We start from the raw sequence: 11625 nt of genomic DNA on the forward strand, positions 1-11625 counted from the left end.
ATACCTTAAGAAAAATTTAGGAAATATAGAAGACTTAATTCAAGCTGGGGCTTCCCTGGAAAATCTGAGTAAAAGACAGAAAAATTGTCTAGAGACTATCAAAAAAGTTTATGAACAACAACAGTCAATGTGGGAGAATAAGACCCAGAGTGTTCCTCAAAGAATTGTAAGTTTAACTCAACCGCATATTCGTCCAATAGTGAGGGGAAAAGCAGGAAAACCAATAGAGTTTGGAGCTAAACTCTCAGTAAGCTGTGTAGATAACTATGTGTTTCTAGACAAAATAAGTTGGGAAAACTTCAATGAATCTTGTCATTTAAAAGAACAAGTAGAAAAGTATAAAGAAACGTTTGGCTATTATCCCGAATCCGTCCATGTAGATAAAATTTATCGAACTAGGGAAAACAGAAATTGGTGTAAGGAAAGAGGGATAAGAATCAGTGGTCCGAAGTTAGGAAGACCTCCGAAAAATGTCAGTGAAGAAGAAAAGAAACAAGCCCACTCCGATGAATGCTTCCGTAATGCTATTGAGGGAAAGTTTGGACAAGCTAAACGAAGATTTAGCCTAAATCTCGTGATGACAAAACTACCTGAAACCTCCATTACATCTATTGCTATTACATTTTTAGTTGTCAATCTTTCTAAACTTCTGAGGCAGTTTTTGTCGCTTTTTTTGTCCTTATTTACTAATAATAGAACAAAGGAACTCATCAAACCGCCTTTCATTAATTTTGATTATACTTTAAACAATTTTTATGTACTAAAACTTATTGATTTGTCAGAAAATTCTTGGTCAAAAGTGGCACAAATTTTGGAGAAACTTTTTCCGCAAACCCTAATTAGGGTCAGTTTGAGTGGGTAAAAACTATTGAATTCCTCTATATAAACTGTTATAATCTCTTCTAAATAAAGGATTGAGAGACAATTCAACGACTGAGTGAGCTTGTTGGTTACTGGAGAGGGCATCGAGTAATTCTATAATAGTTTCTTTTCTAGCTTTTAGTCCTTGGAAGAGGTTAGACCTCCACACCAGGAATTCCTCGACAGACGTAGCCGTTTCATTTTTGGTCATTTTTAAAATTTATTACCTTATAAATTAGCGGAATATATACGCTAACATCAAAAGAGGTTGTTTGTTACAGTTAAGGCTAATGTCATCACATTCCGAACTTAAGACCAGTCAAGATGTCCACCTGAGAGCCAAACAAATTAAGAGTCTAATTCGCTCTCTTAAACAGAAAATAAAGAAAATTGAACGGGAAGGGGAAGTAGCACCAGCTAATTGTCATATTATTCGTTATCAGGTTAATGGAAAGGGAACAATCTACTGGTATTATAAACTACAGGCTGCTGAATCAATTTTTCCTATGGTCACTAATAATGAGAAAAAAACCAAATATAAATATTTAGGACGAGCCGGAAGTTCTGCTCATATTGATGCTGTAGAAAAACTCACTAGAAGAAATCTCATTGATGAATTAGAACGAGTCATTCAATCTCTAACTGAAAGCTACTTAGATATCTATATTGGAACCGAAACTGAATGAAGCTATTTAATATTTAAAATCCCCTAAAAAGATGGAAAGAGAGTTTTTAAAATCACCTTAATTCTCTATTTTAGCTCTGGAGATATGTTTAGCGTAAAATTTACGCTAACAATTGTTTTTTATACAAAGTCCAAGTTTTATCCACTTTAATTTATCCTTATAGGGTGGGAAAAGTAAATCTGTTCCTAGGAAGAAGGAACGTTTTAAGACACTTTTCTGATGAGAAAAGGTGTCAAAGCTGGCTTTGCCATGATAAGAACCCATCCCACTGTTACCTACACCACCGAAGGGAAGGTCAAGCACCCCTAAGTGCATTATTGTATGGTTAATACAAACTCCTCCCGATATGGTCTTTTGTACTATGATTTTTTGCTGTTTTTTGTCATTAGAAAATAAATAGAGAGCAAGGGGTCTCGGTCTTTCGTTTATAAAAGCAATAGCTTCTTCTAGTCGATCGTATTCTAAGATGGGTAAAATTGGACCAAATATCTCGTCTTCCATGATAGGAAAATCAGGAGAAACTTCATCGATAATTGTCGGAGAAATATAGTTCTCTTCTGGTATAACTTGACCTCCTAAAACAATTTTACCTGGTTCTAATAAAGCACACAATCTATTAAAGTGATGATGATTGACAATTCTTCCATAGTCTGGACTGGTTGCAGGGTCGTCTCCATATAGGTTTTTAGTTGCTTCGATTATTGCCTCTAAAAGTTCTTTTTTTATCTGGCGATTGACTAATAAGTAATCTGGAGCTACACAGGTTTGTCCATTATTTAAGAATTTTCCCCAGGCGATACGTTTTGCTGTTTCTTTCACATTGATATTTGTATCGATAATACAAGGGCTTTTCCCCCCTAATTCTAAAGTCACTGGAGTTAAATGTTTAGCAGCAGCTTCCATTACAATTTTGCCGATGGAAGAACCACCTGTAAAGAAAATATGATCAAATTTTTGTTCTAATAATTTTTGACTGGTTTCTTTGGCTCCTTCTATAACCCTTATGTAGTTTTCATCGAAGTTATTATTTATTATTTTTGCGATCACTTTTGATGTATTTGGTGTTAGTTCTGAAGGTTTAATAATAGCACAGTTTCCAGCAGCGATAGCCCCCACTAAAGGGACAATAGCTAAATGAAATGGATAATTCCAAGGACTAATAATAAGAACAACTCCTTTGGCCTGAGGCTGTATAAATGCCTTGCCTGGTAATTGATCAATAGGAACAGAAACTTTTTTAGCTTTTGTCCATTTATTGATATTTTTAAGGGCATAATCAATCTCTATTTTGGCTCCAATAACAGCGGTTAAACACCCTTCAAATTCAGTTTTTTTTAAGTCTTTATGTAATGCTTCTAGTATCTCATTTTCATTGTCATCTATCAAGTTTCGTAAATTTTTAAGTTGTTGCTTACGAAAATTAATATCTTGTGTCGTTCCTGAGGAAAAGAAATCACGTTGTTTTCTGATTACTATATCAATACTATCTGTTTTTAACATCTTAAATGGAACCTCAAAAATCAGTTGTTACTCGTATGTTAACAAATTTTAATATTATGAGCAAGGGTTAATCAGTGAGAGCGACTCTTTTGCCTCATTTAATAATTTATAGCCTTCTTCTACTGTTTCGATACGAGAGACTTTATCCCTTAATTCTGATGCTCCAGGAAACTCTTTACAATACCAACTCAAATGTTTTCTAGCTTGATAAATACCTCGTTTACCTTTATATTCCCATAACCCTTGTAAATGTTCTTTAGCACATTCTAATTTTTCTCTAGGAGTGGGTTTATTCTGCTTAATTCCTGTGCAAAAAAAGTGATCAATTTCTCCTACTAAAAAAGGATACCCCAGGGTTCCACGGGAACACATAACCCCATCTGCCCCTGTTATTTCCAAACAGTTAATAGCAGCTTCTACAGAAAAGATATCACCATTAGCAATAACAGGAATAGTCAAGATTTCTTTAACTTTTTTAATCCATTCCCACCTAGCATTTCCCTTATATCCTTGTGCGCGAGTTCTCCCATGAAGGGTTAACATAGCTGCCCCTGCATCTTCCATTTTTTGAGCAAATTCTAAGATGTTAATTTCTTTATCATCCCACCCTATTCTCGTTTTTACAGTAACAGGAACCTCCACAGATTTAACTACTTCTGCCACGAGTGTTTGGGCTAGATGTGGCTGTCTTAATAAAGAAGAACCCCCACCTTTTTTCGTTATTTTATTAACGGGACAACCCATATTAATATCAATAGTTTTTGCTCCTTCTGCTACGGCTTTTTGTGCCGCTTCTGCCATAAAATCAGGACGACAATCAAATAATTGAATACTAATAGGTTGTTCATTTTCATCAATTTCCATCAGTCTAGGAAGTTGTTTTAAATGATGAATTTCTGTGGCACTCACCATCTCAGTGTACATCATAGAATTGGGTGAATAACGCCTCACTAAACGACGAAAAACTAAGTCAGTAACACCAGATAAGGGAGACTGTAAAACCCTACTTTTAACTTCTACTGAGCCAATTTTTAAGGGTTGAGATAGTTTTTCTTGTAGATGGGATGAAATAGATAACATTGTTTTATTTTGATTCGTTTGATAGATAATTGTTCTGGTTTTGTGATTGATTTAATGACAGTAAGTTTGTCCAAGTTAAAGTAAGTTGAATCATTTGTAAATAAGTTTGTAAGTCTAATTGTCCACTTTTCAACATCTCTTTATATTGCTGGTGAGTATATTCTAATTGTTCCTCTTGTACCTCTCCTAAAATTAAACCTTCTGGCAGTTTTTGGCTGTATTCATCCATCAGTTTCAATATCTGATTATGGGATAATTCTTTTTGTTTTTCTTGCCATTGTTTGCATTGTTCAGAAAATATTTGTGTCATTTTTTCAATTTGTTCATAAACCTCTGGGGATACTTTGCCATCAATTAGCATCAATCGATATTTTTGCCTCAAAGTTTCATTTTCTTCTATTGCTTTTTGGGGATTATCATCCAATAATTGTCTTAATTCATGAATAGTTTGTAGGTTCGCTTGAAGGAGATTATTTTGTTTTCTCTTACCCCACCAACGGATTAAAAACCCAAGACTACTGGTACTTATTAACATAATAAAAGCAGCTTGTAAAGGCTTATTTTCTTGTAAATAACGTTGCCAAGCAACTCTAGGATCGCCATGATTAAAGACTTGTTGGGCCCCAGGATGAATATAAATCAACCCTTCACTTAACAGTTTAGCATCTTGCTCAGAAGCTAATTGAGGGTAAAAAGGAGAGTATTGACGAAAGTTAGAAATAATCGCCCATGTTAATAAAGAAACTTTTCTTTGATTGACATCTGGGCGAGTAATTAATGCCCCAGGGGTTGAGATAGTTAGTAAGTCTTGATTGGGTAATTGTGGTAAAGGTTTATAAGTCCCTTGAGGGATAAATTTTCCTTGATAAGACTCAGGAAACTGAATAGTTAAATAATTAACTAAACTCGAATCTACGGGAATTAAATTAAGTTGAGGTGACTTGTTTAATTCTTGTTTAAATCTCTCACTGGTAGCCAATGGTCCCACATAAATAAAGGCATCAACTTCATCATTAATCAGTTTTTTAAGTCTATCCTGATTAGATTTTATTTCTATTACTTCTATATTACTCGCTTCAAAAATTCTCTTAGCTGTGAAATAAATTCCGCTACCTTCTGCTCCAATAATAACCTGTTTTCCTTGTAAATCTGCTAAAGTTTTAATGTTAGAATCAGCTTTAGAAACTATATGCAAATACTCTTGAGTTAAGACTAATAAAGTATTAACTTTTCCTTCTTTCATAGCATCACTTGCTACATCCAATTGGACAATAGCTAAATCAACTTCTTTATCCAATAAACGTTGTAAATTTTGCTGTGAACCTTGAGAATCAAAATTATCTGTTACCTCAATTTGTTCTATAGTATCTGCTGATAGTTTAATTTGAGAACTAATACTTTTATAACCACTTCCTGGGGAACCACTAGAAATTGATAATGTGGTTTTTTGTGTGGCACAACTCCCTAAAAAAATAGGTATTATTAATATTAAGCTATGGATAAAGTTTGGTTTTATCATTTTAATTTTCCAAGGATAAATCATAAATTTGACGACGGGAAAAATGGGTTACTTTTGCTAACTGACGACTGGCTTGCGATCGCGTCATCCCTTGCTTTAATAATTGTTGTAATTCATCTTTTAATTCCTCAATAGTTAACTCAAGTCCATCATTTTGAGAACCCCCTGCTATAATGAGGGTAAATTCTCCTTTGATCTGTTGAGAATTCTGATAATATAAGATAGCATTGTCTAAGGTTCCTCGCCAAAACTCCTCATAACGTTTAGTTAATTCTCTTGCCACTGTAATCTGATGATCCTGCCCAAAGACTTCTTTAAAATTTCTTAAGGTTTTCAGTAAACGATGGGGGGCTTCATAGATAATAATAGTACGAGTTTCTGTCATTAATTGATTGAGGCGATCACTTCTATCTTTTCCTTTTAATGGCAAAAAACCCTCAAAAATAAAGCGATCTGTGGGCAAACCAGACACAGAAAGGGCAGTAATAGCAGCCGTTGCTCCAGGGATAGGAATAACAGGAATATTTGCTATAATACAAGTATAAATTAAATCATATCCAGGGTCAGAAATTCCTGGCATTCCAGCATCCGTTACTAAAGCAATGGTTTGTCCTTCTTCAAGATAGTTTAACAATTGAGTATGGCGAGCCGTGCGATTATGATGGTGGTAGCTAACCTGAGGCGTAGTAATCTCAAAATGATGCAAAAGTTTAGCAGTATGACGGGTATCTTCTGCGGCGATAAGATTAACTGATTTTAAAATTCGGATCGCCCGAAAGGTAATATCTTCTAAATTCCCGATGGGTGTTCCCACAATGTAAAGTGTTCCCTGCTGTAAACTTTCGTTGTTCATTATATTAGTCATGAATGGATTATTTGTCGGTTTAACGACTCTCGATATCATCTATCTTGCGGATCACTTTCCCCATTCTAATGAAAAAATTGTCGCCCTTGATCAAACCATTGCGGCAGGGGGGCCTGCTACCAATGCAGCTATTACCTTTCAACATTTGGGTCATCAAGCCACCCTTTTAAGTATGATTGGGAACCACCCCATTAGTCAACTAATTTTTGCAGAATTAGAAGATTGTTCCTTGAGTGTTTTTGATCTTTCCCCTTCTCACGAAAAACCGCCTCCAGCTTCTTCAATTATTGTTAATAAGGTTACAGGAGAAAGGGCTGTTATTTCCATTAATGCTATCAAATCTCAGGCCAAAGCAGATAAATTATCCCTAGAAATTTTACAGGATGTTGATATCATTTTAATCGATGGACATCAGATGGCAGTGAGTCAAATCATTGCCCAAGCAGCGCATTTTAGAGACATTCCTCTTGTCATTGATGGAGGCAGTTGGAAACCAGGGTTTGAGGAAATTTTACCCTATGTGAAGTATGCTATTTGTTCTGCTAATTTTAATCCCCCTAATTGTTATGAGATTGACGATGTTGTCAAATATTTACAACAATTAGGTATTCCTAATATTGCCATTACTAATGGAGCAAATCCTATCAAATATTGGACAAAAGAAAAGTTTAGTAATATAGAAATCTCTCATATTAAAGCAGTTGACACCTTGGGTGCTGGCGATGTTTTTCACGGAGCATTTTGTCACTTTATTTTGAACAATAATTTTATTGATTCCTTAGCAAAAGCTTCAGAAGTTGCTGCGGTGGCTTGTCAATCTTTTGGCACTCGAAAATGGATGGAACATTTAATCTTATAAATAGAAAAGTTCAAAATTTCGTAGTCAAGGCTTTAGCCTTAATAAAGACTATATTTCTCATCCTAAAGGACTAACTACAAACTTACAATCAGTCTAAACATTTTAAAAGCTTAGAAAAATGAACCAAGAAAAAATTGGACTAAATTTATCAATATTTGTCACTTTATTTATGTCAATTCTAGGAATTAGTTTTGGCATTTTTATTCAATCAGAAGCTATTTTATTAGATGGATTTTTTAACGTTGTTAGTTTTATCATGGCCTTAATAACATTGGGAGTAGCTTGGTTACAAAAACAACCAGAGAATGAAAATTTTAACTTTGGTTATCTAAGTTTTATTCCCTTAGTCAATCTTATTAAAGGACTGTTAATTTTTCTCTTATCATTATTTGCTTTAACCTCTGCTGTAACTGCCATTCTACAAGGTGGTAGAAACCTCAATGCTAACATAGCTGTAATTTACGCTTTAATTGCTTCTGGTGGTTGTTTAATAACTGCATTGATTCAAAAGAAAATAGCTAAAAAAATTCGTTCATTAATGATAGAAGTAGATGCCAAAAACTGGTTAGTTAATGGGTTAGTTAGCTTAAGCGTTGGCATTGCTTTTACTGTGATTATATTCATCAAAAACACGCCTTTATCTTGGTTTATTCCCTACGCCGATTCTACTTTAGTTATTATTATCGTATTAATTACCATTCCGGTTACTATTAAAGTTATTATCCAAAGTTTAAAACAATTATTGTTAGCTTCTCCTAGCACAAATATTAAGCAAAATATAACCCATTTATTTGAAACTGCAGCTAAGTCATTTCCTTTGGAAAATTATTGGTTAAGAATAACTCAAATAGGCAACACTATATTTGTGAGTATTTATTGGTTATTGCCAGGAGAATATAACCTAAAAGGAATTGAAAAATTAGATAATATTAGAGAGGAAATAAGCCAAGTTATCTGTCAACAATATCCTGATTTAATGATTGATATTGTTTTTACTAAAAGTTCTAAATGGGCAGAAGATATAATCCTTAGGGAAAAGTAATAGTAAGTTTTAATTATTTTCTTTAACTAAAATCTTCCCTCCTGCCTTCTGCCCTCTGCCTCTCTCCGAGCCCGAAGGGATGTTAAGACTTTAACCATCTTTTCATCATCAAAAACCTGATAAACTAAGGGATGTTGAATATTAATCCGAGGGGAGAAAACAGGGGATGAAGTTCCCTTAAGTTTTAATAGAGTAGTAGGGTGGGCAAAAAAAGATAATTTAACGGTTAATCAAGAAATCTTTACTCACTGCCCACCATTCACTGTTGATAGTTTTCGCAAATTTTTGGGTATATTAACGGTATCGGGCTATGAGAAGAGAGAATCATACTTTCGATGAGAGAAGAGTATTTTTCCCTCAATATCTAATCTCATACCCACCCCAGTCGTTCCTATCTTAAACAATGACCCATGAGTTCCTTGATCAAAATACCAAAATCTTCCTCCGGTGCTAATGAAATGTCATCTAATCCCATGACAAACCCTGCCTTATGGCAAGCATTGGAAGCCGAGTTAGTCTATATTCAAGACAGATCAGGGAAATATTTATCATTTTATGGAGATTTAGGGGAAGAATTAGCCATTGAACCGGAAGATATTATTGGCTTTTTCCCGGAACAAAGTTTAAAACCAGCATCCCCAGACGCTTATGACGAGAGAATTAAACGAGTATTAGAAAGAAAAATACCCGAACAATGTTATTGTCAATTTGAATACAAAGGTCAAACCTTTGCCCTAGAATTAGTCATTAGTCCTATTTTACCCAAACAAAAGCAAGCAACAACCGTTCTGGTAATGGGACATCCCTTACAAGATAATGACCTGAGTTTAATTAATAATTCCGCCTTACCCACCCACCCCGATCCCTATCAAAAACTACTGACCAAAATTGCCAGAAAAATTCGACGAACCCTAAATTTAGAAACCATCTGGCAACAAACCGTAGATAGTTTAGGAGAAGCTTTGCAAGTCAGTCGTTGTTTGATGATTGCCATCGGACCAGAGCAAGGATATTTAGACGTTAAAGCAGAATATTGTCTACCCTATTGTCCTTCAGAATTAGGCAGTCGTTTGATTCCCCAGGAGGAACCCTTGTGGCAACAAGCCCTAAATCAACGGGAACCCCTAATTTTTGAGCAATTACTAGAAAATTCTTCTCAAGTACAATCTAATTTAATTGTTTCCACCTTTTATCAAAATCAACGCAATGGTTTAATCTGTTTACAGCAATGCGATCGCAGTCGGTATTGGTCTCCGGCTGAAATCGAACTAATCCAAGAATTAGCGGATCAAGTAGGAACAGCCATCGCCCATGCTACCCTTTATCAAGAACTGGAACAAGCAACCCTAGCGGCCGAAGAAGCATCCCGTCTCAAAAGTGACTTTTTAGCCAGTACCACCCACGAATTGAGAACCCCTCTCAATGGCATTATTGGCTTTTTGAAACTGATTTTAGACGGCATGGCTGATGATGCCGAAGAACAACAGGAATTCCTGGAAGAGGCTCATAAATCAGCCCTACACCTGCTTAATCTCATTAACGATATTCTCGATATTGCCAAAATAGAAGCTGGCAAAATGGATCTCGAGTTAGGTGCAGTGGAACTCGCAGAATTATTCCAGGCTGTGGATAATTTTACATTACCCCAAGCCCAACGCAAACATCTGGAGTTTCGCAGTAAACTACCCAGTACCTTAACCCCCATAGTGGTTTATGGGAATTATCAGAGATTATTACAGGTGATGCTGAATTTAGTCAGTAATGCTATTAAATTCACCCACGAAGGGAGTATTGTAGTCAACGCAGAGATTGTCAAAAAGAAAATACACCACCAAAATCAAGAATTTCCCGGTCATGTCAAAGTGAGTGTCACCGATACTGGTATTGGGGTTTCCCTGGATAAACAAGCCAAACTCTTTGAAAAATTTGTGCAGGTAGACGGTTCCCATACTAAAGCCTATGGAGGAACTGGACTCGGTTTAGCCATTTCTCAAAAGCTAGTGGAAGCTATGGGAGGACAAGTGGAATTTTATAGTATGGGGGAAGGACTTGGTTCTACTGTTACCTTTACCGTTCCCCTCGAACAAATGCCAGTGATCAAAACAGCAAAAGCCTGATAAAAGTTAGGAAATCTGATGTTAGAATTAAACTATTATTTAGACTTTATAGTAAAGGTGATTTGTGGCTACATCATTACCAGATTTACCCGTAGAAGAACTTGAAGAAGGAGGTTCCTCCGAAGGCAAAGGGTTTAATTTCCGTCCCTATTTATTGGACTTTGGATAAAAAACAATTGTTAGCGTAAATTTTACGCTAAACATATCTCCAGAGCTAAAATAGAGAATTAAGGTGATTTTAAAAACTCTCTTTCCATCTTTTTAGGGGATTTTAAATATTAAATAGCTTCATTCAGTTTCGGTTCCAATATAGATATCTAAGTAGCTTTCAGTTAGAGATTGAATGACTCGTTCTAATTCATCAATGAGATTTCTTCTAGTGAGTTTTTCTACAGCATCAATATGAGCAGAACTTCCGGCTCGTCCTAAATATTTATATTTGGTTTTTTTCTCATTATTAGTGGCCATAGGAAAAATTGATTCAGCAGCCTGTAGTTTATAATACCAGTAGATTGTTCCCTTTCCATTAACCTGATAACGAATAATATGACAATTAGCTGGTGCTACTTCCCCTTCCCGTTCAATTTTCTTTATTTTCTGTTTAAGAGAGCGAATTAGACTCTTAATTTGTTTGGCTCTCAGGTGGACATCTTGACTGGTCTTAAGTTCGGAATGTGATGACATTAGCCTTAACTGTAACAAACAACCTCTTCTGATGTTAGCGTATATAATCCGGTAATTATAACGTCATAACTTCCAAAATGACCAGAATGAACGGCTAAGTCTGCCGAGGAATTCCTGTGTGGACGCTAACTCTTCCAGGACTAAAGCGAAAAAAACCTTTTGCATCCCGATGCCTCCCAGGAACAAAAGCCCCAACGTGAATGCTCCCACCCTTTTGACCATTTTCCGATTTCACGATCCAGTTTTCCCCCATGCCCATAGGTTCGGAAAGTTCCATTGCCCTGCCCAATCGGACCAGTTTGCCAAGTGGGCCACAAAGGGGGGACTGTTTTATACAACCAGCGTAAGCAAACCAAGCTTGCCCAAGGCTCCAAAGGGCTTCCCCCTCTCTCCCCCGCCTGTTTGTGTGGTG

The 11625-nt window shown here is 35.9% G+C and carries 11 protein-coding genes and 1 pseudogene; 5 read left to right on the forward strand and 7 right to left on the reverse strand.

Features of this window, described 5'->3' with window-relative positions:
• Positions 1 to 862, forward strand: an 862-nt coding sequence (locus tag CWATDRAFT_RS25245; protein ID WP_007307662.1) for an IS5 family transposase, incomplete at its 5' end; no start/stop codon positions are given.
• Positions 863 to 868: 6 nt separating this feature from the next.
• Here CWATDRAFT_RS25245 and CWATDRAFT_RS25250 read toward each other — a convergent pair.
• Positions 869 to 1072 (reverse strand): annotated as a pseudogene (locus tag CWATDRAFT_RS25250) (NF041680 family putative transposase); the annotation flags it as partial.
• Positions 1073 to 1151: 79 nt separating this feature from the next.
• Between CWATDRAFT_RS25250 and CWATDRAFT_RS25255 the strand changes: the two are divergent.
• Positions 1152 to 1547 carry a hypothetical protein gene (locus CWATDRAFT_RS25255; protein WP_007307663.1) on the forward strand — a complete coding sequence of 132 codons (396 nt, stop codon included), beginning with the start codon at positions 1152 to 1154 and terminating at the stop codon, positions 1545 to 1547.
• Positions 1548 to 1652: 105 nt separating this feature from the next.
• On the opposite strand, the gene CWATDRAFT_RS25260 is transcribed toward CWATDRAFT_RS25255, so the two are convergent.
• The 4 genes from CWATDRAFT_RS25260 to rsmI are packed head-to-tail and all read right to left on the reverse strand — an operon-like array spanning position 1653 to position 6499.
• Positions 1653 to 3047: an aldehyde dehydrogenase gene (locus tag CWATDRAFT_RS25260; RefSeq protein ID WP_007307670.1), complete on the reverse strand. Its 1395-nt coding sequence runs from the start codon at positions 3045 to 3047 to the stop codon at positions 1653 to 1655.
• Positions 3048 to 3101: 54 nt separating this feature from the next.
• Positions 3102 to 4127, reverse strand: coding sequence for a tRNA dihydrouridine synthase DusB (gene dusB / locus CWATDRAFT_RS25265; RefSeq protein WP_007307669.1), 1026 nt, complete (start codon positions 4125 to 4127; stop codon positions 3102 to 3104).
• Positions 4128 to 4131: 4 nt separating this feature from the next.
• Positions 4132 to 5670 carry a TAXI family TRAP transporter solute-binding subunit gene (locus CWATDRAFT_RS25270; protein ID WP_007307668.1) on the reverse strand — a complete coding sequence of 513 codons (1539 nt, stop codon included), beginning with the start codon at positions 5668 to 5670 and terminating at the stop codon, positions 4132 to 4134.
• Positions 5648 to 6499, reverse strand: coding sequence for a 16S rRNA (cytidine(1402)-2'-O)-methyltransferase (gene rsmI / locus CWATDRAFT_RS25275; RefSeq protein WP_198139032.1), 852 nt, complete (start codon positions 6497 to 6499; stop codon positions 5648 to 5650). Before rsmI ends, CWATDRAFT_RS25270 begins: the two co-directional genes overlap by 23 nt.
• 10 nt (positions 6500 to 6509) lie before the next feature.
• Here rsmI and CWATDRAFT_RS25280 point away from each other — a divergent pair, with 10 nt between their 5' ends.
• The 3 genes from CWATDRAFT_RS25280 to CWATDRAFT_RS25290 all read left to right on the forward strand — a co-directional run bounded on the left by CWATDRAFT_RS25280 (position 6510) and on the right by CWATDRAFT_RS25290 (position 10529).
• Positions 6510 to 7370 carry a sugar kinase gene (locus CWATDRAFT_RS25280; protein ID WP_007307664.1) on the forward strand — a complete coding sequence of 287 codons (861 nt, stop codon included), beginning with the start codon at positions 6510 to 6512 and terminating at the stop codon, positions 7368 to 7370.
• A gap of 118 nt (positions 7371 to 7488) precedes the next feature.
• The gene (locus tag CWATDRAFT_RS25285; protein WP_007307665.1) at positions 7489 to 8412 is read left to right on the forward strand and encodes a cation diffusion facilitator family transporter; all 924 of its coding nucleotides are present in this window, start codon (positions 7489 to 7491) and stop codon (positions 8410 to 8412) included.
• Positions 8413 to 8822: 410 nt separating this feature from the next.
• Positions 8823 to 10529 carry an ATP-binding protein gene (locus CWATDRAFT_RS25290; RefSeq protein ID WP_007307666.1) on the forward strand — a complete coding sequence of 569 codons (1707 nt, stop codon included), beginning with the start codon at positions 8823 to 8825 and terminating at the stop codon, positions 10527 to 10529.
• Positions 10530 to 10817: 288 nt separating this feature from the next.
• Here the strand turns inward: CWATDRAFT_RS25290 and CWATDRAFT_RS25295 are convergent, their stop codons facing one another.
• Together CWATDRAFT_RS25295 and CWATDRAFT_RS40500 are read right to left on the reverse strand one after the other, a co-directional pair.
• The gene (locus tag CWATDRAFT_RS25295; protein WP_007303072.1) at positions 10818 to 11213 is read right to left on the reverse strand and encodes a hypothetical protein; all 396 of its coding nucleotides are present in this window, start codon (positions 11211 to 11213) and stop codon (positions 10818 to 10820) included.
• A 94-nt stretch (positions 11214 to 11307) separates the two neighbouring features.
• On the reverse strand, positions 11308 to 11625 hold a 318-nt coding region (locus CWATDRAFT_RS40500), incomplete at its 5' end, for a hypothetical protein (protein WP_042712379.1).

The sequence above is a fragment of the Crocosphaera watsonii WH 8501 genome (genome assembly GCF_000167195.1).
GTDB lineage: Bacteria > Cyanobacteriota > Cyanobacteriia > Cyanobacteriales > Microcystaceae > Crocosphaera > Crocosphaera watsonii.

What these genes read in the sequence shown, in the direction of transcription:
- CWATDRAFT_RS25255 (WP_007307663.1), top strand. Translation starts at nt 1,152, where the DNA reads ATGTCATCACATTCCGAACTTAAGACCAGTCAAGATGTCCACCTGAGA.
- CWATDRAFT_RS25260 (WP_007307670.1), bottom strand. Translation starts at nt 3,047, where the DNA reads ATGTTAAAAACAGATAGTATTGATATAGTAATCAGAAAACAACGTGAT.
- dusB (WP_007307669.1), bottom strand. Translation starts at nt 4,127, where the DNA reads ATGTTATCTATTTCATCCCATCTACAAGAAAAACTATCTCAACCCTTA.
- CWATDRAFT_RS25270 (WP_007307668.1), bottom strand. Translation starts at nt 5,670, where the DNA reads ATGATTTATCCTTGGAAAATTAAAATGATAAAACCAAACTTTATCCAT.
- rsmI (WP_198139032.1), bottom strand. Translation starts at nt 6,499, where the DNA reads ATGAACAACGAAAGTTTACAGCAGGGAACACTTTACATTGTGGGAACA.
- CWATDRAFT_RS25280 (WP_007307664.1), top strand. Translation starts at nt 6,510, where the DNA reads ATGAATGGATTATTTGTCGGTTTAACGACTCTCGATATCATCTATCTT.
- CWATDRAFT_RS25285 (WP_007307665.1), top strand. Translation starts at nt 7,489, where the DNA reads ATGAACCAAGAAAAAATTGGACTAAATTTATCAATATTTGTCACTTTA.
- CWATDRAFT_RS25290 (WP_007307666.1), top strand. Translation starts at nt 8,823, where the DNA reads ATGAGTTCCTTGATCAAAATACCAAAATCTTCCTCCGGTGCTAATGAA.
- CWATDRAFT_RS25295 (WP_007303072.1), bottom strand. Translation starts at nt 11,213, where the DNA reads ATGTCATCACATTCCGAACTTAAGACCAGTCAAGATGTCCACCTGAGA.